The sequence below is a fragment of the Novosphingobium sp. CF614 genome (assembly GCF_900113255.1).
Lineage (GTDB): Bacteria > Pseudomonadota > Alphaproteobacteria > Sphingomonadales > Sphingomonadaceae > Novosphingobium.
Genome location: NZ_FOOR01000001.1, coordinates 529,669 through 548,529, shown reverse-complemented (window position 1 = coordinate 548,529; position 18,861 = coordinate 529,669). Strand labels below are relative to the sequence as shown.

At 63.3% G+C, this 18,861-nt stretch carries 19 protein-coding genes and 1 pseudogene; 4 read left to right on the top strand and 16 right to left on the bottom strand.

Features of this window, described 5'->3' with window-relative positions; genetic code table 11:
- Positions 1 to 75: 75 nt before the first annotated feature.
- The 9 genes and pseudogenes from BM052_RS02595 to BM052_RS02555 form a co-directional block, all read right to left on the bottom strand.
- A complete protein-coding gene (locus BM052_RS02595; protein WP_255405902.1) occupies positions 76 to 414 on the bottom strand; it encodes a hypothetical protein in 339 nt (112 codons plus the stop codon).
- Positions 372 to 2,002 (bottom strand): annotated as a pseudogene (locus BM052_RS02590) (IS66 family transposase). The gene BM052_RS02595 and the pseudogene BM052_RS02590 overlap by 43 nt, the downstream one beginning before the upstream one ends.
- Positions 2,003 to 2,664: 662 nt before the next feature.
- Positions 2,665 to 2,961, bottom strand: coding sequence for a hypothetical protein (locus tag BM052_RS02585; protein WP_091142818.1), 297 nt, complete (start codon positions 2,959 to 2,961; stop codon positions 2,665 to 2,667).
- 216 nt (positions 2,962 to 3,177) lie between these two features.
- Positions 3,178 to 3,588 (bottom strand): hypothetical protein, encoded by a 411-nt coding sequence (locus tag BM052_RS02580; protein ID WP_091142815.1) that lies wholly within the window; start codon positions 3,586 to 3,588, stop codon positions 3,178 to 3,180.
- A gap of 5 nt (positions 3,589 to 3,593) precedes the next feature.
- Entirely contained in the window at positions 3,594 to 5,129 is a 1,536-nt protein-coding gene (bchE, locus tag BM052_RS02575; protein WP_091142814.1) for a magnesium-protoporphyrin IX monomethyl ester anaerobic oxidative cyclase, read from the bottom strand.
- Positions 5,129 to 5,611, bottom strand: coding sequence for a diacylglycerol kinase family protein (locus BM052_RS02570; RefSeq protein ID WP_177198291.1), 483 nt, complete (start codon positions 5,609 to 5,611; stop codon positions 5,129 to 5,131). Before BM052_RS02570 ends, bchE begins: the two co-directional genes overlap by 1 nt.
- Positions 5,608 to 7,500, bottom strand: a complete 1,893-nt coding sequence (locus BM052_RS02565) for a linalool dehydratase/isomerase domain-containing protein (RefSeq protein ID WP_143084725.1) — start codon at positions 7,498 to 7,500, stop codon at positions 5,608 to 5,610. Before BM052_RS02565 ends, BM052_RS02570 begins: the two co-directional genes overlap by 4 nt.
- A 1-nt stretch (position 7,501) precedes the next feature.
- A complete protein-coding gene (locus BM052_RS02560) occupies positions 7,502 to 7,858 on the bottom strand; it encodes a winged helix-turn-helix domain-containing protein (protein ID WP_091142808.1) in 357 nt (118 codons plus the stop codon).
- Positions 7,851 to 8,444, bottom strand: a complete 594-nt coding sequence (locus BM052_RS02555) for a hypothetical protein (RefSeq protein WP_091142806.1) — start codon at positions 8,442 to 8,444, stop codon at positions 7,851 to 7,853. Before BM052_RS02555 ends, BM052_RS02560 begins: the two co-directional genes overlap by 8 nt.
- A 437-nt stretch (positions 8,445 to 8,881) precedes the next feature.
- On the opposite strand from BM052_RS02555, the gene BM052_RS02550 reads away from it, so the two are divergent.
- The 4 genes from BM052_RS02550 (at position 8,882) to BM052_RS02535 (ending at position 11,675) form a co-directional block, all read left to right on the top strand.
- Positions 8,882 to 9,193 (top strand): hypothetical protein, encoded by a 312-nt coding sequence (locus BM052_RS02550; protein ID WP_091142803.1) that lies wholly within the window; start codon positions 8,882 to 8,884, stop codon positions 9,191 to 9,193.
- A gap of 91 nt (positions 9,194 to 9,284) precedes the next feature.
- Positions 9,285 to 9,737, top strand: coding sequence for a tRNA (cytidine(34)-2'-O)-methyltransferase (locus tag BM052_RS02545; protein WP_091142801.1), 453 nt, complete (start codon positions 9,285 to 9,287; stop codon positions 9,735 to 9,737).
- A gap of 203 nt (positions 9,738 to 9,940) precedes the next feature.
- Positions 9,941 to 10,936, top strand: a complete 996-nt coding sequence (locus BM052_RS02540) for a sterol desaturase family protein (RefSeq protein WP_091142798.1) — start codon at positions 9,941 to 9,943, stop codon at positions 10,934 to 10,936.
- Positions 10,937 to 11,039: 103 nt separating this feature from the next.
- Positions 11,040 to 11,675, top strand: coding sequence for a hypothetical protein (locus BM052_RS02535; RefSeq protein WP_091142796.1), 636 nt, complete (start codon positions 11,040 to 11,042; stop codon positions 11,673 to 11,675).
- A gap of 131 nt (positions 11,676 to 11,806) precedes the next feature.
- Here BM052_RS02535 and BM052_RS02530 read toward each other — a convergent pair whose 3' ends face one another.
- From BM052_RS02530 to ppa, 7 genes are all read right to left on the bottom strand, one after another.
- Positions 11,807 to 12,265 (bottom strand): MaoC family dehydratase, encoded by a 459-nt coding sequence (locus BM052_RS02530; RefSeq protein WP_091142794.1) that lies wholly within the window; start codon positions 12,263 to 12,265, stop codon positions 11,807 to 11,809.
- A gap of 21 nt (positions 12,266 to 12,286) precedes the next feature.
- Positions 12,287 to 12,748: a GNAT family N-acetyltransferase gene (locus BM052_RS02525; protein WP_255405901.1), complete on the bottom strand. Its 462-nt coding sequence runs from the start codon at positions 12,746 to 12,748 to the stop codon at positions 12,287 to 12,289.
- Positions 12,745 to 14,589: an acetyl/propionyl/methylcrotonyl-CoA carboxylase subunit alpha gene (locus BM052_RS02520; RefSeq protein ID WP_091142792.1), complete on the bottom strand. Its 1,845-nt coding sequence runs from the start codon at positions 14,587 to 14,589 to the stop codon at positions 12,745 to 12,747. Before BM052_RS02520 ends, BM052_RS02525 begins: the two co-directional genes overlap by 4 nt.
- A 4-nt stretch (positions 14,590 to 14,593) precedes the next feature.
- Positions 14,594 to 14,974: an endonuclease domain-containing protein gene (locus BM052_RS02515; RefSeq protein ID WP_369821490.1), complete on the bottom strand. Its 381-nt coding sequence runs from the start codon at positions 14,972 to 14,974 to the stop codon at positions 14,594 to 14,596.
- Between the two features lie 289 nt (positions 14,975 to 15,263).
- Positions 15,264 to 16,865 carry a carboxyl transferase domain-containing protein gene (locus tag BM052_RS02510; protein WP_091142786.1) on the bottom strand — a complete coding sequence of 534 codons (1,602 nt, stop codon included), beginning with the start codon at positions 16,863 to 16,865 and terminating at the stop codon, positions 15,264 to 15,266.
- Between the two features lie 113 nt (positions 16,866 to 16,978).
- Positions 16,979 to 18,001, bottom strand: coding sequence for a DUF2889 domain-containing protein (locus tag BM052_RS02505; RefSeq protein WP_091142783.1), 1,023 nt, complete (start codon positions 17,999 to 18,001; stop codon positions 16,979 to 16,981).
- Positions 18,002 to 18,223: 222 nt separating this feature from the next.
- Positions 18,224 to 18,763 carry an inorganic diphosphatase gene (ppa, locus tag BM052_RS02500; protein ID WP_091142780.1) on the bottom strand — a complete coding sequence of 180 codons (540 nt, stop codon included), beginning with the start codon at positions 18,761 to 18,763 and terminating at the stop codon, positions 18,224 to 18,226.
- Positions 18,764 to 18,861: the final 98 nt, after the last annotated feature.

Genomic DNA, 18,861 nt, shown 5'->3' with positions numbered 1-18,861 from the left:
GTTCTCATGCCAAGCCCGTGCCGCCGCTTCGAACGTAGTCTTGGGCTTGGTGACTGCTTTGTAACCGCCCGATTGTTACCGGGCCGTATGGTTCTTGACGATTTCAAGGGTTTCCTGGTCGTAGATGACGTTATCGAGGAAGAACTCCCATTCTTCAGGTGAGCGGCGGTTATCGGCAATGAGATCGCGCAGTTCGTCGATGGCGTCGGCGGTGATCGCGGTGCGGTATTCCTCCGGGCCGGAAGAGACAGTGATAATCGAACCGTATGTGAGATTGTCAGGATTGCTGAGGATGGCGTCGATCAGATCCGGGTGTTCGCCCAGCATGCTGGCGACGTAATCGAGCATAAAGACGTGGGATACCACAGCCATCAGGCAGCCTTTGCCAGCGGTGCCAAGGGCACCCAGTTCCATGGGAGCAATTCGTCGATCCGGTTGATCTTGTGGTCGTTGATGCGGTCGAGCACGTCCGCGAGATAGGCCTGCGGATCAAGGTCGTTCATTTTTGCCGTCTCGATGATCGTCATGGCCCGCGCCAGGGTTTCAGCGCCTGTATCGGCACCGGCAAAAAGCCAATTTTTCCTGCCGATTCCAATGGGGTTGAGCGCGCGTTCGGCAGGATTGTTGTCTATGGCGACGCGTCCATCTTCGAGGAACAGGCAGAAGGCAGGCCAGCGCGTGAGCGCGTATCGGAAGGCCTTCGCCAGGTCGCCCTTGGCCGGGATTTTAACGAGCTGGGCCTGTGCCCAGGCGTGGAATGCTTCGACCATAGGTCTGCTTTGAGATTGCCGCGCGGCCAGACGCACGTGCGCGCCTTTGCCCGCGATCTGCTTCTCGACGTGATAGATCGCACCGATACGATCGAGCGCCTCGCGGGCAAGGCCGGACTTTTCGCCAACCCACAAGTCATGGAAGTCGCGGCGCAGATGCGCCCAGCATGCCGCCTCGCGGAACCGCGCCGCGCCATTGACGTCCGGCGTATAGAGTTTGCCGTACCCCTTGTAGGCATCGGCCTGCAGGATACCCTGGGAGTGTCGCAAGTGCCGCAGGACGTGTTCCTCTTTCCAGTCGCCGCCAAACTTGTACGCGACGCCAGGCGGCGCTTGCCCAGACCATGGGCGCTGATCGAGAACATAGACCCATATGCGTGATTTGCGCACGCCCTTTCCAAGCCTTTGACCCGGAGTTGCCACGCGCCGGCTCCGGTCCAGCACCTTGATCGGCGTATCATCAGCATGCAGGAGATCGCTGCCTAGAACATGGCTCTCGATCCGCTCGATGAGCGGCAACAGTAGCTTCATGGCCCGGCCGCACCAGTCGACGAGGGTAGTATTGGGGATATCGGCGCCCATCCGGGCAAAAATCTCATTCAGCCGATAGAGCGGCAGATGGTCATCGAACTTGGAGACCAGGATATAAGCCAGAAGCGAGGCTGTCGCCATGCTGCCAGGGATCGGGCGGGTCGGGGCAGGCACCTGCGCCATTTTAGCGCAGACGCGGCAGGATTTTTTGATCCGGGCGATCTGCAGTACCCTTATCCGGGCTGCGATGATGTCGAGCATTTCGCTTACATCCTCGCCCACGACACGCATCTGCCCACCACACTCGGAGCACGTCGCTCCCGGATCGAGTTTACGGCGTTCGCGCGGCGTCTGCCCGGAGACGTGGGGTCGGCGGCGCGGTGCCGGCTCTGGCACAGCAGAGGTACCGGCCGGCGAATCCCCGTTGCCGTCTTCGTTCAGAGGCGTCTCTTCGGTTTCCGCCTTGGCGACCAACAAATCCTCAAGCGCCAGTTCCAGCTGCTCGATTTCTCGTTCGACCTTTTCCGAGGTCTTGCCGAAGGCCTCCTGCGCAGCCTGGCGATACGCAACTGAAGGTTGGCGACTTGCTCTTCAAAGACCTTTACCGTAGCCGAGAGGGCTGCGTTACGCGCCTCCAATTCGGCCACCAGCGCCTTGAGCGCAATGGTGTCATCCGGCAGGGATATGGTCGACGCCGACATGCCTTTTGCTACCAGAAATGGCGCAAAACCGCCAGAAAAATAACAGGATAAGAGGCCGATCAATCAGCCGACGCGGGCTGGTGGTTCACCCCATGACGGCCTGCGCCAGTCGATCCCTTCCCAATAGACCCTCGCATGATACCCCAGCCAAGAGCCTGAGAATGCCCGACCAACAGCGGCAGCGCATTCATCCAGCCGCTCAAGCGCTGGCCCTGCCGCCTCAAGATCAGGGGAGCGGCTGGCCTCATCCAAGCGATCCGCAATCGCGAAAAGTTCCTGGGCAGCCGTCATGCCTGCACTCCAATCCTCTTTTGAACAAATGCGGTCAGTTCCATGCGCCAGACGCCTTCCCCTTTGTAGTTGACTTAATCTGCGAAGCGAAAAGCGCCAAGGCAGTCTCCTAAAATCTCTGCCTCACCGCTTGGCAATGGTAGGAAATGACAGGCAAGGTCGCAGGTGATCGGCCATTCCGATGAGCCGACACAGCCATGAATGGAAGGCAGCTTTCGACAACTAGATCAGATGGTAGGAACGGCAGCAAAGTTGGCGGCTCCCGTCGGCCCATCCATGCCGCAAGCGAAGGGCAGCATTTCAATCTTTTAACCGGGAACCAGCCTTTCCGGATGCGCCAACTAAGCAGCCACTCCAATCTGCCGGTGACTTCAGTCGTTTGGATCGGAGCCGTACGTGTGACGAAGGTAGGCCAAACCCAGGTTGGCTATCAGAGTTTGAAAGCACCAGACGAGAGCACCGAACGCCGCGAACGCAAGGAAATCGAGCATCTGACTTTCGAGGCCCCAATGCGCGCCTACAATCCAATCAAGCACAGCACCGCAGAATAGTAGCGTAAACACGATGATCCAGATCGACGTAAAAACGTTGATCAATGTTCGGTTGCGGCGGTACCGCGCATGCAAGCGACGGCTCTGATTTTGCAGGTATTCAGGGTTCTGCTGCATGCCACTCCTTATGGCTCGAATGAAGTCCGCTTGCCACCTCGAAACACGGCCTTGCGAACTGAATCGGGAACGGCCGCTTCCCCCAACAAAGGCGTCGATCCACCGGTCGATTTGGCCGCCTGATTCCTGCCTTTCGCCACGCGCTCGCGACACGTGAACCAACGGCGGGTTTCAGGGAGCCGATTTGGCGCCGGGAACGACCGCTTTTCAGGCGACCTAAGCCGGGGAACGCCATTGGAGCATCGTTTGCCCGAACATCCACGCGAGCAGCACAGTGCCGAGCAGATGCAATCCAACCACAATTATAGCCATAGCCCCGGGCCTGAACGACGCGTCGTTCGATGCCGACACATCGCCGGAAGCGGCGTTCCAGCACTTGCGCATGCTGTCGAGACAGGATCGCTCCCTTCGCAGTAACCGATGTGCGACGAGGCCGCCCGCATTCAAAATACCGCCGGCTGCGAGTTGTGGCATGGTAGGCAATTCTGGCACCATCCAAAACAACGCGATCCCAACGGCCAAAGCATAGGTCGACGAGAAGGCCGCCACCGCAAAGAAGAGGATTTCAAAGTGACGGCGGTTGGCTGCGAGTACCGCATAACGGACCAGTCGCATGCGTTCGTTCATTGCCCCTAGCCCACCTGTTCTGCCAGCCGAGCGATGGTCGCCGGGCGCTTGCCGATCGTCATCGCCTCTTCCTCTGCATCCTGCGCCTGCCCCACGAACTCGGCGAGGGTGAATTGGCGGCGATGGGCGTGGTCGCGGAATAGGAACGAGAATATCTCGTGGAACCAGACCCGGCGGCCCATGCGATAGTACCAACGGATCGCATGCTGGATCTTGGGCTCGGGATGCCACAGCCAGCGCAGGAGTGCGCGCGGGCGGAGCTGGCAAGCAGCCTCGATGAATTTTACCCAGAGGAACAGCCGCCAGGGCGGCATGCACTGCATCGCCAGCACCTGGTGCTTGTAGTCCCATTTGGTCTGGTCGACCTGGACCACTTCGCGACCCTCTGCCTCACGAAAATAAGGAGTCCAGCGGTGCGGGGTGACGTAGAGTGCCTGGATCTGGTCTGGATCGTAGGAAATCAACTGCTTCAGCCCGCGAAACAGGTCGCGGTCGGTCTGCTCGGAAAAGCCCGCTACCCAGGTCGCCATCGAGAGAATATTGTGTCGCCGCAGAAGACGGATCGCCTCACGGTCGGTACTTGTCTTGGCGCCCTTGCGGATAAGCCTCAGCGTGTCCTCGTCGGTGTTCTCCATGCCCATCAGGAAACGCTCGAACCCTGCCTGCTTGTAGAGGTGGAGGAATTCGGCATCGCGGACAATGTCGTCGGCCCGCGTGGAGCCGACCAGCGTCACGTCGATGTTCTCAGCGATCAAGGCCTCAAGAAAGGCCTTCCAGGGCTTGCGACCCGCGGAGGGGTTCTCATCGGCAAAGTTGAATACCTGCACGCCGTGCTCACGGTGAAGCCAGGCGATCTCCCGCGCAAAGAGCACAGGATCGCGGTGCCGCCAACGCGTCCAGAAACCGCGCTGGCCGCAATAGGTGCATAGGTGCGGGCATCCGCGCGAGAACTGCACCACGACCGCGCGCTTGCCGCCCCAGTAGGAATAGCGCGCGTGGTCGATCAACTCCCAGCCGATGCGGTAGTCGTCGAGGTTGCGGATCACCGGCGCCGCGGCCGTGGCGAAAGGCACGCCATCGCGGTGAAAAGCCAGGCCCTCGATCGCGTCGAGCGGCGCATTCTCCTCGAAAGCCTGGATCAGGCGGCGCACCGTCTCCTCGCCCTCGCCGCGCACGATCGCATCAAGCCAAGGCTCGGCGGCCAGGATCTCGCGCCAGAAGTAGGTCGGATGGACGCCGCCGTAGACGATCTTGCTGCCTGGCAAGCTGCGCCGCATCATCGCCGCGTAGCGAGCGATCACAGGATGGCCCGAGGACGAGCCCGAATGGCCAAACAGGACCGCGTCCGGCCGGTATTCAACAGCCTGGGCAACCAAGGTCTCGAGCGGCATCGGCCCGAACTCACCATCGATCAGGCGGACCTCATGGCCGTCGTCGATCAGCGGCCCACCAATGCTCAGCAGGCCAAGTGGCGGGAGTTGTTCCTTGGGTATGCGGCTGCCGATCGCCGGATGAGGTACGTTGACGAGCAGGATGCGCATCAGAACTCTCCTCCACAGATGGGCGGGGCCACTGACAGTTCGATCAGAGCAGGGACGAAGACGCTGGCGCCGATCAGCGCGGCGGCAATCGCGGCGATCAGCACGCCTGCGGCGGCGACGTCCTTCGCCGCCTTGATCTCCGGGCGGCGTTCGCGCGTGACGGCGTTGCAGGCTTGCTCCACACCGGTGTTGAGCGCCTCGGCTACGGGCACCAGAGCCATAGCGATAACCAGCCAGCGCCATCCTGCGGGGTCGATGCGAAACCATACGCCTGCGATGATCACCGCCGCCGCCACTCCAAGGTGGATGCGCATGTTGGCCTCGTTGCGTACGAGGAAGCCGATCCCGGCGAAGGCATGGCCAAAGCTCGCCAGGCGGTTCCTGGCTCGCGTCGATTGCACTGCGGGGCGCCAGGCAAGCGGGCTCGCACCCCAGCCCAGCATCGGCCGCAAGATCAGCCCGAACAAGGCGGCGAGCGTCACGCAGCAAACCATCTGCATTCCTCCGATCGGAACAGCTGGATCGACAGCGACGTGCGCGCCGCTAGCGGCACGCGCAGTACGCCGCGCCCCTCATGGTCGGCCTTGAGCAGCGGCCAGCGTGAGAAGCCCGTGCTGTAGTGGGCGCCAGGCCGCAGCCCGCCGAGCTCGATGGCCGGTCTGGGCGCTCCGCCGCCAGGCTGGAGAACGAGGTCGATCCCCGCACCGTCCGACACGGCCCGGGTGACGAGCGCTTTGGGACACGACAGGCGGGTCAGCCGCGGCCCATTCGCGGCAGGAATTCCGGCGACGGCATCGCGCAGCCCGTCCCTCCGCCCGATGCGCGCCATGATCTCAAGCGCATGCGCCCAGAGAGAGGCGCGGCTGCGATGGATCGCGCCATCGATCTCGTGCGAGCGGCATTCCGCATCGAGCCGGCGCAGGCATTCTTCGGCCACCGCGCGGTCGCCCATTTCGACCGCTGCCGCTGCGGTCGCGGCATAGCTCGACGCGCGGCTGAAGCCGTAGTTGCCGGTGTCGATCGGCCAGAACAGTCGCTTCCACGAGCCCGTGTCGAGCCGGCGCCGCACCCGGTACCAGTGCGCCTGTGCCCGTTCGGGCGACAGGGCATTGAGGAACAGACAAGGGAATGCCTGCATGACGATGCCCCCGGGCGCCAGCGGCGAGAAGCCTGTCAGCGCCGAGCGGAAGGCGATGAAATCGCCACCCTGCGTCATGCCTTCGCGCTCCAGGCTGGTCAGAAAGGCGTCGGCGAGGCCATCCCAGCGCATGGTGCCGAGCCGCGCATCGGCAGCCTTGATCCCGGCCATCGTTATGAGGTTGCACAGCGGATAGATCCAGTGCGGCTCGCAGCTCAGCAGCCCATAGGGCGAGCCGCGATACTGGGCCTCGAGAAGCGCCGCGATCTGGTCCAGCCGGTAGCGGCGCCATTCCTCGCCGCGATCGTGAAGGACGAGGTCGTCGGTGCCACCGAGCGCCATCTGCAGCGCACCGAAGCCCGTATACATAATGTTCTGCTGCGTGACCGGGTCGGCGCCGAGCCGCAGATTGCCCCAGGCGTTCTCGAGCTGCCAGTAACGCCACAGACGGCGGTCGCCAAGCTTGGCCAGCAGCAGTTCCTGCGCCTGCGAGAAAGGCGCATCGGCGGCGGGCGCATGGTTCCGCCCGGCCATGGCCAGTGCATAACCGACGAAGTTGACCTGGTATCGCATCGCTGCGGTCTGGAACTGGTCACGCCGCTCAAAGCCGTCGAAGCTCTCGGCCGGCTGGAGCGCGCGGTCGAGCAGCAGCCGAATGCGCTTGAGGTCTTCGAGCGAGATCTCGCTGACCTCGACTGGGCGCGGCATCACGCCGATCGGCACGGCCGGCCGCAATGCGGGCTGAGGGCACTTCCCGGCCGGGAGCAGCCAGGCGATCATCAGCAGCGCCGAGACGGCGGGACCGATCGCCAGCGGCCATGGCCCTGCAACCTGCGCGCCGTCCAACCCCAGCATGGCGGGCTCAGCGGAAAGCCAGGCGGCGGTGCCCCAGGTCGCAACTGGCACGAGTGCGTTGCCGGTCGCGAGCCAAAGCGCCAGCGAGAAGGCGAAGGTCAGCAACGCGGCGACAAACAGTGCTGTTGCCAGCAACGCCTGATCGCCCGCCGCCCAATGCAGGAAGCCGCCTCCGGGAAAGACAAGTCCGAGCGTCGCGGCGTCCCATGCCGCCGACGGCAGTGCCAAAGCGAAAGCCGTTGCCGTCGTCGACAGCGCGACATACGCGCCCACCCAGACCAACTGGCGGCGACGATGCTCTGACCCAATATGCAAACTACTTTGTATTATAGAGTTAATGCGCGCAAGGATGGCATTGCCACGCGCTATCACGGGCATGTCAGGCGGTTCCTTTTTTGGGGCTCAGGTTTTGGTCTGGGGCTTGGCGCGCGCTGCGTAGCACTTGCTCGAGCACCGCAAGGTAGTCGGCGAAGCGGTTGCGGCCTTCGTCAGTCAGCTGGCAGGTGGTGAGCGGCCTTCGACCCTCGAAGCCTTTGGTCACCTGAACCAGTCCGCCCTCCTCAAGAATCTGGACATGACGGCTGAGATTGCCGTCGGTCATGCCGCACAGATCGCGCAGTTCGGTGAAGCTCAGCCCTTGGGGATGGTCGGTTAGCGAAGTGAGGATCGACAGTCGCGACTTCTCGTGCAGCAACCGGTCGAGGCCGTCGAAGGCGAAAGGCGCTTTCCTAGGCATTGGTCGGCTTCCTGGCAGCGTGGTGGAGGATGGCGGCGGCAAGAACCTGACCGAGCGCGAATGGCACACCCATCAGCCAAGGCAGCGGCACGGTCGGGACAACGGCCAGCAACAGTGCTGCGGTTCCGCTTGCGAAGTAGAACGCACCCGCCCAGGCCATTGACCGCGGCAGGTTCCCCTGCACGGCAAACACGCCCACGGCGATCTGCAACTGCCAGAGGCCGGGCAGGTACCTGGCGAAGTCCGGCGCGCGCATGAGGACCACCGCAGCCAGCACCGCTCCGGCCAACGCGGTCGGCATGAAACGCTGCAGCGTGGTGTTGATCAGCCGGTCTGCCATCGAACGATGCACCCGGCGCGCGCGAACGATCGCCTCGGTACCAATCATAAGTACACAGACCGCCGCGAGCAGGATCCAGACGTACAGGTCATTTTCTGCCCGTGCCGTCTGCCAACCCGCCAGCAGTGCGGCCAAGCCGCCAGTCAGCGCGACAATCGGTGGCGCAAAACCTTGGAATCGCGTGCTCGCCGCGAGCTGGTCCCGGATGCGCGCAATGTCGTTCAGAGCCGATTCTATGTCACTCATGGTGATCGCATACGCAAATTACTCTACATTGTAAAGTTATCTGCATAATTGAAGTTGCTGCCAGAATGGACGGCCGCTTTCAGGCAGCGGCAAATCGGCATCGGACGGCAGCCTTGGCGGCGGAGCCCGCCTTCCGGATCTTCCGTCATCACAGTCATGAATACGGATCATCATGCCGATTCTTAGGGCCCCGTCGGATACAATGTGAGCCCTTTGTTTCGCCTTCATATTTCAGCAATTTCGGGTCGGGGCCCTTTTGGGGGCATGTCTCAAAACTGATTGCCGAAAAACGCTTTTATTTCAGTATATTAAATAACTTATTCGAGCCCCTCACCGCCACGAATCGCGGTTCGTCGCACGCCGCTGCGCTTTGTCCGCGTCGCTGGCCATGTGACTGGGGCCCGGGAACTCGGCGAGTCGGCGCGCGTTGAGTGAGCATGTTTGCTCATGTTCCAGTCGCACTCGGCATTCAACTCGTATGCTGGGCCATTGGCCACGGTCTTGGAGCGTCGAACAAAGCCGCGATCTGGATGGGCTGCTTCGCCGCGGCTGCGGTGTGCATCATGCGCGAGATCACTCAGCGCGAATATCAATGGATCGAGAAATTCGGCGATGGCCGCCGTGCAAACATGCCAGACTACGCGGGCCTGGAAGTCTGGCAATGGAACGCGCACTCCATCTCGGAGACGGTCGTTGCCGTTGCGGCATCATTGATCGTGGCAGCCCTCGTCAGCCGCTTCATGCCGTAGGAACAGCACCACATCCCTCTGGGAGGGAGTATGGCGCTGAGCGAAGCACCGCGGGCTTGCGCGGCTCGCTCGCTGGCGCCAATCAGCCTCGATGCGCATTGCCTTGTTCGAACCGGAAATTGCTGGAAACGTCGGCGCCGTTCTACGGCTCGGTGCCTGCCTGGGGGCGGCTGTGGACCTTATCGAGCCGATGGGCTTCGCGTGGGATGATCGACGAGTGCGCCGGGCCGCCATGGACTATATCGATTACGTCGCCATTGCGCGACATGCTGGCTTCGACGCCTTCAGGACGACTATCGGTTCGCGAAGGCTGGTGCTGTTTACCACGAAGAGCGCTCAATCGGCTTACGAATTCAGCTTCATGGCCGACGATGTCCTGCTCTTCGGAAAGGAAAGCGCGGGCGTACCGCCTGCCATAGCCGACGCCTGCGATGCACGGGTGAGGATTCCGATGCGGCCGCAGGTACGCTCGATGAATCTTGCCACATCAGCGGCGATCGCACTTGGCGAAGCCTTGCGCCAAACGGCAACTTTGCCGAGTTGATCGGCGGCTGAGCAAGGGCTGGCGTGTTCGAGGCCTTCTTTGACGCCCTGGCGTGGCTGAGCCCAGACCAGCACGGCCACCTCTCCCGTGGAAAGCAGAGAGCAACATCTACGATATGAGGTAGACGGCGCGGGCAGTCCGTATTACTATACCTTGGATTAGTATTACCAGAATGGGTGAACGAGCATTACGAGGGCAGGCGTATGGACGGAGTTCGCGTAGGTAATAGGCTGATAGGCACCCAGGCCCCGGTCACCGTGGGGTGGGAAAACATACCCCGGGTGGAAGGCGGCCCGGTGAAGCAGTTCGTCTTTACCTGGTTCCAGCCCACCGTGCTGTTCGCGCTGATCGCGTTCTGGTACTACGCACCCAATTCCATCGCCAAGGCATCGACCGCAATCGGCATCGGCATCGGCTTCAAGGTGCTGTTGCTGGCGCTCGAATGGGTGAACCCGCGTTACGAGAGTTGGCGCCTGACCTGGAAGGAACTGGCCACCGACCTGTTCTATGTCGGGCTGGGCTATACGCTGCTCCGCATGGTCGACAACTACATCGGCGACGGCGCGATGGTTGAAGCCGTCCAGCACTCTTTTGACTGGGACAAGTTCACGTGGTTCATGGGCCTGCCTCTGCTGGTCCAGGCCTTCCTGATCTCGTTCATTTTCGATTTCGGGCAATATTGGATGCATCGCGGGATGCATAACTGGTATCCGCTGTGGCTGCCCCATTCGGTGCATCACTACATCACCCAGTTGAACATCAACAAAGGCGCGGTCGGCAATCCGGTCGAGCTTTTCCTGATCGGCCTCGGTATCGGCGGATTCTTCGACTTCCTGCCGAGGGCCGCCCTCCTCGCCGGCGCTTTCGGCATGGCGATCGGCACTTACCAGCACATCAATGTCCGCTTCAACACGCCGCGCTGGTGGCGCTTCCTGTTCAACACCACCGAGCATCACAGCCTGCACCATTCGCAGGATTTCGAATCCACGCGCAGCAACTATGCCGGGTCCTATATCTTCATTGACCGTATTTTCGGCACCTGCATCGATGGCGAGGCCGAACTGCTGGGCATGGAAGGCGGACGCCGCATGTCGATCCGCGAGCAGATGACCTTTCCCTTCACCGAGGGCTGGAAGGCGCTCAAGGAACGATTCGGCCGGCCGAGCGGCCGAATGATGGGAACCGCGCCGCCCGCATAGCCCGCCTTTATCCATTCGTCATGCCCGGGCCGGAGCCGCCATGAGCGGCCCGCCTTGAGCCTTGCCGGCCCGGGGCGGCAAGGCTCTCGCAAAAGGAGGTCACGTGAACCCGCGTTTCATCGACTGGATCTGGCATGTCAGGGGTAGCCTGGCACTCGCCCCCGAGCAATCGAGCGATGATGCCTTTGACAGGCTCGCCCCGTTGTTCGGTCAGACCGGAACCAGCCACGAGCGGACGAACGACACGCTGATCTTCCGCAAGAAGGACCAGGCGGCCCAGGACAAGATGGCCGTTTTCGACGGCGGCGTCTTGCGGATCGAAAAAGGCATGGCCGGGTCCGTGCTGCATTATCATCTGACCAGCCGGGCCTTGCTGTTCTGCTTTCTGGCGCCGCTGCTGTTTCTGGGCTTCGCCCAGCTTACCATAGCTTTGGGCAAGCTTGAAAAGGCATCGACCGAAGCCGAGGACACGAGGGGGAAAGCTTCGGACGCGTCGAAAAAGCCCGCCAAGAAGGACGCGGAACTGCCGATGAACCCGATAGACAAAGCCCTGGGCGCACCCGCACCCGAAAAGCCTGAAAAAGAAGGCGCGGACAAGGCCAAGGACCAGGACAAGAAACACTCGCCCACGTCCGCCTATGTCTTCGCGGCGATCTTCGCCGCTCTCTATGTCGTCGGGCGGATCCTCGAAGACAGGCTGGTCAAGGCGCTGTTTAGAAAGAGCTTGCTGGGCTCGTAGCCCGATTCGAACGGTTTTGCCGTCCAGCGGCTGCTATCCATGCGCCGAAGGCTGCGGCGTATGGATACGAAGCAAGCGCGTTCGGCATTGGCTGCATTGTCGGCGGCCGCCTTCACTCAGGTGTTCCTCGGTCAGGCCGCGCTCGGCTTTTTCCGGAGCAGTACGCTGCGCAGCATCGTCAGCGCTACTTCGCCGCGCTGATTGGTCAATTCGTGCCGGAACACGACAAGGCCCTGCCCCGGCCGTGATTTGGACTCGCGCATTTCCACCACTTCGCTGGCGCAAGTGAGCGTATCGCCGATGAAGGTCGGCGCGGGCGTCACCACCTTATCGAAGCCGAGATTGGCGACAAGCGTACCCACCGTGGTGTCGCCGACCGAAAGGCCGACCGCGAGGCTGAAGGTGAAAGTCGAGTTGACCAGGATCCGGCCGAACTCGCTCTGCCTGGCGAACTCGGCATCGAGATGGAGCGGCTGCATGTTGTGCGTCATGGCCGAGAACATCAGGTTGTCGGTCTCGGTCACGGTGCGGCTGAGCTGGTGGACGATGCGATCGCCGAGCTGCCATTCATCGAAGTACTTTCCAGGCATGCCGTATCGGTCCTTCGCGTTTCAGGCGAGTTTGAGCTTGAAGCCCGCGTGGCTCTTTTCCCAGCCCAGCCGTTCGTAGAACCGGTGCGCGTCGATGCGGGAAAAGTGCGAGGTCAACTGCACGAGCCTGCATCCCCGGTCACGGCACTGGTCGACGGCCCAGGCGATCATCCACGATCCCAAACCCTGGCCGCGCAAGCTCCGGTCGATGCGCACGGCCTCGATCTGTCCGCGCCATGCGCCGCGCATCGAAAGGCCCGGAATGAAGCTGAGCTGCAGCGTCCCGACGATGTGTCCCTCGCGCTCCGCCACCACCAGCCGCTGGTGGGGGGAAGCTTCCAAGGCCCGAAAGGCCGCGAGATAGGCAGGATCGAGCGGAACGCTCGGGTCCTCGCGCGCGTCGCCGAGCTGATCGTCGGCCAGCAGCGCGACGATCACGGGCAGATCGGCTTCGCGCGCATCGCGCATCACAAGATCGTTCACGTGTCCTTCTCCTCGATGCGCGCGAGCAGGGCGTCGACCTGCACTTGCGCGCCGGCGGCGATATCCAGCCCGGCGACCACCCCGTCGAACGGGGCGATGAGCGTGTGTTCCATCTTCATGGCCTCGATCGTCAGCAGCTTCTGGCCCTTGGTGACCACATCGCCTTGCGCGACGTCCACGGCAATGACCTTGCCTGGCATCGGCGCAAGGATCGCACCCGAACCCTTGGCTCCGCCTGGCGCGGAATCCCTGCGCCAGGGCGAGAGCAGCCACGCCTGCCCCTGCTCGGTGACGAGCACGCCCGAAGTGGGCTTCTCGCTCGCCTGGCCGGTCAGTCCGATCTCCACCTGCTCGCCGTCGAGCAGGAACAATGCTGCACGCGCGGGTGCAGCATTGAGGCGGAAACCGGCCATGGCGGTGACGGGCAGGAGCGACGATGCCGCGGCTTGCAAGGCTTCATCCGAAGGCACCGGCGGCGCGGCCAAGGCCTCGCCGTCGCGGCCGATCAGGCCGGTATCGATCTTGCCCGAAACGAAGTCCGGATGTCGCAGCGCCTTGACCAGGAACGCGGCATTGGTCTTCACCGGCCAGACGGCGCTGTCGGACAGCATTTCGCCCAGTCGTTCGCGCGCTTCCTCGCGATCCTCGCCCCAGGCGATGATCTTGGCGATCATCGGATCGTAATGCGAAGAGACCTCCGCGCCTTCATGGACGCCCGTGTCGACGCGGGCGTATTCCGCGTCGCCGAAGTGCAGCAATTCAAGCTTGCCGATGCTGGGAAGGAAGCCCCTGGCTGGGTCTTCAGCATAGAGGCGCGCTTCCATCGCCCAGCCATCGATCGCCAGATCATGCTGCGCGAGCGGAAGCGGCTCGCCCGATGCGACACGCAGCTGCCATTCGACGAGATCGACGCCGGTGATCGCCTCCGTCACCGGATGCTCGACTTGCAAGCGGGTGTTCATTTCCATGAACCAGATCCTGTCCGCCGAGAGCGGGCCCGAACCGTCGGCGATGAATTCGATCGTTCCGGCGCCGACGTAGTCGACCGCCTTTGCTGCGCGTATTGCTGCGCCGCATAATGCCGCGCGGGTCGCGGAATCCATGCCAGGAGCGGGGGCTTCCTCGATCACTTTCTGATGGCGGCGTTGCAGCGAACAGTCGCGCTCGAAGAGGTGGACGAGGTTGCCCTGGGTATCCCCGAAAACCTGGACTTCGATGTGGCGGGGGGAGGCAATGTACTTCTCGATCAGCACGCGGTCGTTGCCGAAGCTGGAAGCGGCCTCGCGCTTGCACGAAGCCAATGCGTCGGCGAAATCGTCCTCGCTTTCGACTAGGCGCATGCCCTTTCCGCCGCCGCCCGCGACCGCCTTGACAAGGACGGGATAGCCGATCTTCGCAGCCTCTTCGGCAAGGAAGCTCGCCGATTGCTGCGCGCCCATATAGCCTGGAGTCACCGGAACCCCGGCATCGGCCATCAGCTTCTTCGCGGCATCCTTGAGGCCCATCGCGGTGATCGATGCGGGGTGGGGGCCCACCCAGACGATGCCGGCGTCGATCACGCCGCGCGCGAACTCCGCGTTCTCGGACAGGAAGCCATAGCCGGGATGGATCGCCTCGGCGCCGGTCTGCCTGGCGGCGGCAATGATCTTCTCGCCGACCAGGTACGATTCGCGCGCGGGCGAAGCGCCGATGTGCACGGCCTCGTCCGCTTCCCGCACATGCAGCGCCTGCGCATCGGCATCCGAATAGACCGCCACGGTGCGGATATCGAGCCGCCGCGCGGTACGGATGATCCGGCAGGCGATCTCGCCACGATTGGCGATGAGGAGAGATCCTATCATGACGCTACTCCGATTCCTCCCCGGAACGGGGAGGTGCCCCGCAGGGGCGGAGGGGCCGAAGGCTCTCGGCGAACGCGACCATCGAGGTCGCGGTGCCGGTCAGATCGGCGAGTATGGTCGTTGCCGGAATGCGCATGACCTGCCAGCCGCTGGCGTCCAGGATCGCATCGCGGCGAGCATCGTGAGCGGGCCGTTCGCCCATATCATGCACGATACCATCGACCTCGATCAGCAGGCGGACTTCGACGCAGGCAAAATCGGCGACATAACCGGCGATCGGAAACTGGCGTCGAAATTTGAGGCCCCTCGGTTTTCCACGCAGTTCGCGCCAGAGCAGGACTTCGGGAAGCGTCATTTCCTTACGCAATTTCCGGGCTAATCGCACATTCTGTTCGGACGCTCCCACGGTCCGATGCCGTACGCGCCCCAAGTCCTTCCCGGAATGGGGTGATGGGTCGTCCGTAGGACGGTGGAGGGAACGAGGCGCTTCGTCGCTCACGTGGGCCGATCCCGAGAGCTTTCGGCCCCTCCGTCAGCGCTACGCGCTGCCACCTCCCCGTTCCGGGGAGGATTGGTGACAAGGAGGAAGGCTACTCCGATTCCTCCCCGGAACGGGGAGGTGCCCCGCAGGGGCGGAGGGGCCGAAGGCTCTCGGCGGAGGATATGATGCATCCTCACATCCGGAACACCCCGAAACGGGGTGCCTCCGGGATCGGCGCTTCCAAACTCGCCATCAGCGCCAGCCCCAGCACATCCCTTGTCTGCGCCGGATCGATCACCCCGTCGTCCCACAGCCGCGCCGTCGCGTAATAGGGGTTGCCTTCGTCCTCGTACTTCTGGCGGATCGGCGCCTGGAAGGCTTCGGCTTCGCGCTCGTCCCACTTGTCGGCGTCGCGGTGGACGGCGGCGAGCACGCTGGCCGCCTGCTCGCCGCCCATCACCGAGATGCGCGCGTTGGGCCAGGTGAAGAGGAAGCGGGGGGCATAGGCGCGCCCGCACATGCCGTAGTTGCCCGCGCCGAAGCTGCCGCCGATCAGTACCGTGAGCTTGGGCACGGTCGCGGTGGCGACGGCCGTCACCAGCTTGGCCCCGTGCTTGGCGATGCCTTCCGCCTCGTACTTGCCGCCGACCATGAAGCCGGAGATGTTCTGGAGGAACAGCAGCGGAATCTTCCTTTGGCAGGCCAGCTGGATGAAATGCGCGCCCTTCAGCGCCGATTCGGAAAACAGCACGCCATTGTTGGCGAGGATCGCCACCGGCAATCCGTGGATATGCGCGAAGCCGCAGACCAGCGTGCTGCCGTAGAGCGCCTTGAACTCATGAAACTCGCTGCCGTCGACGATCCGGGCGATCACTTCGCGCACATCGTAGGATGCGCGCAAGTCTTCGGGGATGATCGCGTAGAGCTCTTCCGGATCGTACCTGGGCGGTCGTGGTTCCTGCACCGGCAGGCCATGCCGGTGGACCGGGCCGAGATGGCTGACGATGTCGCGCACGATGGTCAGCGCGTGCTCGTCGTTGTCCGCGAGGTGATCGGCCACGCCCGACTTGCGGCTGTGCAGGTCGCCGCCGCCGAGATCCTCGGCGGAGATGATCTCTCCCGTCGCGGCCTGCACCAGCGGCGGGCCGGCAAGGAAGATCGTGCCCTGCTGCTTTACGATCACCGTCTCGTCCGACATGGCCGGGACATAGGCGCCGCCCGCCGTGCAGGAACCCATGACGCAGGCGATCTGAGCGATGCCTGCGGCGCTCATTTGGGCCTGGTTGAAGAAAATGCGGCCGAAGTGCTCCTTGTCCGGGAAGACTTCCGCCTGGTGCGGCAGGTTGGCGCCGCCCGAATCGACGAGATAGATGCATGGCAGCCTGTTTTCCCGCGCGATCTCCTGCGCCCGGACGTGCTTCTTGACCGTCATCGGATAGTAAGTGCCGCCCTTCACGGTGGCATCGTTGCACACGATCATGCACTGGCGGTCTGAAACGCGGCCGATCGCGGTAATCAGGCCGGCACCCGGAATCTCCTCGCCATAGAGTCCGCCCGCGGCGAGCTGGCCCAGTTCGAGCAGCGGCGAGCCGGGATCGAGCAGGCGCTCGACGCGCTCGCGCGGGAGCAGCTTGCCCCGGCTGACATGGCGCTGGCGCGATGCCTCGCTGCCGCCGAGCGCGGCCCGGGCCACCTTCCGGCGCAGTTCGTCCGCCAGCGCGCGGTTGTGCATGGCCCGTGCCTGCGCTTCGGGGCTGTCCAGGTCGACGCTGGCCTGGAGGGTGGGCCCGCTCATGCCCGTTTCATTCCTGATGCTGCGAAGGGCATTCCCTCTTTCCCCGGATCGGCTGATTTGCAATTCCTGTGTAACGCGCTTGAAACCGCTCGGGAAATTAAACCTGGCCGTCTTCAGGCCGTCAGCATCGCCGCCAGCCGGGGCACGTCGGCGAGCGCCCGCAGCGCGTCGTTGAGGTGCGTGCAGCCGTCCGGGCCGCGCAGCCGTTCCAGCACATCGTCGCGGATGTCCCCAAGCCTGCGACCAAGCAGCCGCTGCGTATTCCCGATCGCTCCCGGACATTCGGGAAAGGGCAGGATGCGTGCCTCGGGTTCGATCGAAAGCACTTCCTGCGAGGCAAGGTTCACGGCGGCTCGCAGGAGATATTCGTGGACCGCGATCCGTCCGCCTTCCGGCATGGCGGCGCTGTCCTGAAAGGCGGAATCGATGCGCAGCGCGCCGGCCGCCTCGTCGCGCATCACGTCGATCCGGCGTGCGCGGCGAAAGCCCGGCCCATGGCCGTTCGGGAGGGCATGCCATCCCTGCGGGTCAAGCGGGTTGCGCAAGTCCCCGGCGGCGGCATCGGCGACGCCGTGCTGGCGACTGCCGCCGGGGCGGACCCCGGTGTTACCTTCCTGGAGCCCCCAGCAGATATCGATGCGCTGGCTCAGGCGCGCCATCGGATCTTCCCCGCCCAGGCGCTGGCGCAGAAGCTCGACATGGTCCGGGTGCCACTGCAACCATGCGAAGGTGGAAACCAGCGCCGAGCCCGAAAGGTCATCGAGTATCAGGTAAAGGGGATGCCCCTGCTGGATCAGTTCGGGTATGATTTCCCGCAGCTGCATGCGCAGATGGCCGCCCGCGCGTGCGCCCACCACGCGCGAGAGCCCCGGCGGCGAGGGCTCCGCGCTGATCGCCGTGATCGTCTTGTCGTCGGTAAGCCGCGCTTCGAAGCGGGCCTCGGCAAGCACCCGCGCCTCGCCGGTGCCGCTGGGCGTCGCAAGATCGCGCGCGGTGCCGATGAACAGGCGCTCTCCGTCGATTCCATCCGGCCAGGAAACGTCGATGCTGGTGGTGCGGCGTATCGAACCGGAGGGGCGGATCGGCGCCGGGTTGGCGGTGCAGCGCGGCGGCGGAGGAAGAGTCTGCGTATCCATCGGCTCACGCTGGACCCTGGGCGATTGTCAATCAAGCCCTGGGGTACGACATGGACCCGCCGAAAACACACCTTGGAAAGCCCCGCGGCGGCGCTTTCCATGCCGCCATTCGTCCTAAACCGTTGCCCTCAAACGGCGCCCTTAAACGTCAAGGGGCCGGCGATTCGCACCGCCGGCCCCCGTTCCACATGGGGGAGTGGACCTCGCCAATGATCGGCCGAATCAGGCCGAAGCCGCGCCCTTGTAGCGCTCGATCGCTTCGAGCACGATCTGCCGCGCGTCTTCCGCGCCGCCCCAGGTGCCGATACGGACCCATTTCTCTTTCTCGAGATCCTTGTAGTGGGTGAAGAAGTGCTCGATCTGCTTGAAGACGATTTCGGGCAGATCGTCCTTCTCGTTCACGTTCGTATAGTACGGGAAAGTGGAATCGACCGGCACGCAGATCAGCTTTTCGTCGCCGCCATGCTCGTCCTCAAGGTTGAGAACGGCGATCGGGCGGGCACGAACGACGCAGCCCGGGACGAACGGCGAACGCGCCACGACCAGTGCGTCGAGCGGGTCGCCGTCGGGCGAAAGCGTGTGGGGCACGAAGCCGTAGTTGGCCGGATAACGCATCGGTGTGTGGAGAATGCGATCGACGAAAAGTGCGCCCGACGCCTTGTCGAACTCGTACTTGACCGGTTCGCCGCCAACCGGAACCTCGATGATGACGTTGAGACTTTCCGGCGGATTGTCGCCGATGGGAATCATGTCGATGCGCATGGTGGTCCTTTTATACTGGCACGGTGAAGAGATGCCGGTTGGATCAAGATGCGCGCGACTTAGCCTCCACTTTATTGCGCCGCAACAGCCTTCTCACG

Excerpts from the sequence above, each read along its gene's own strand:
- BM052_RS02540 (WP_091142798.1), top strand. The coding sequence starts at position 9,941 with ATGGACGGAGTTCGCGTAGGTAATAGGCTGATAGGCACCCAGGCCCCG.
- BM052_RS02550 (WP_091142803.1), top strand. The coding sequence starts at position 8,882 with ATGTTTGCTCATGTTCCAGTCGCACTCGGCATTCAACTCGTATGCTGG.
- bchE (WP_091142814.1), bottom strand. The coding sequence starts at position 5,129 with ATGCGCATCCTGCTCGTCAACGTACCTCATCCGGCGATCGGCAGCCGC.
- BM052_RS02530 (WP_091142794.1), bottom strand. The coding sequence starts at position 12,265 with ATGCCTGGAAAGTACTTCGATGAATGGCAGCTCGGCGATCGCATCGTC.
- BM052_RS02580 (WP_091142815.1), bottom strand. The coding sequence starts at position 3,588 with ATGAACGAACGCATGCGACTGGTCCGTTATGCGGTACTCGCAGCCAAC.
- BM052_RS02505 (WP_091142783.1), bottom strand. The coding sequence starts at position 18,001 with ATGGATACGCAGACTCTTCCTCCGCCGCCGCGCTGCACCGCCAACCCG.
- BM052_RS02545 (WP_091142801.1), top strand. The coding sequence starts at position 9,285 with ATGCGCATTGCCTTGTTCGAACCGGAAATTGCTGGAAACGTCGGCGCC.
- BM052_RS02555 (WP_091142806.1), bottom strand. The coding sequence starts at position 8,444 with ATGAGTGACATAGAATCGGCTCTGAACGACATTGCGCGCATCCGGGAC.
- BM052_RS02565 (WP_143084725.1), bottom strand. The coding sequence starts at position 7,500 with ATGCCCGTGATAGCGCGTGGCAATGCCATCCTTGCGCGCATTAACTCT.
- BM052_RS02585 (WP_091142818.1), bottom strand. The coding sequence starts at position 2,961 with ATGCAGCAGAACCCTGAATACCTGCAAAATCAGAGCCGTCGCTTGCAT.
- ppa (WP_091142780.1), bottom strand. The coding sequence starts at position 18,763 with ATGCGCATCGACATGATTCCCATCGGCGACAATCCGCCGGAAAGTCTC.
- BM052_RS02595 (WP_255405902.1), bottom strand. The coding sequence starts at position 414 with ATGGAACTGGGTGCCCTTGGCACCGCTGGCAAAGGCTGCCTGATGGCT.
- BM052_RS02560 (WP_091142808.1), bottom strand. The coding sequence starts at position 7,858 with ATGCCTAGGAAAGCGCCTTTCGCCTTCGACGGCCTCGACCGGTTGCTG.
- BM052_RS02510 (WP_091142786.1), bottom strand. The coding sequence starts at position 16,865 with ATGAGCGGGCCCACCCTCCAGGCCAGCGTCGACCTGGACAGCCCCGAA.
- BM052_RS02520 (WP_091142792.1), bottom strand. The coding sequence starts at position 14,589 with ATGATAGGATCTCTCCTCATCGCCAATCGTGGCGAGATCGCCTGCCGG.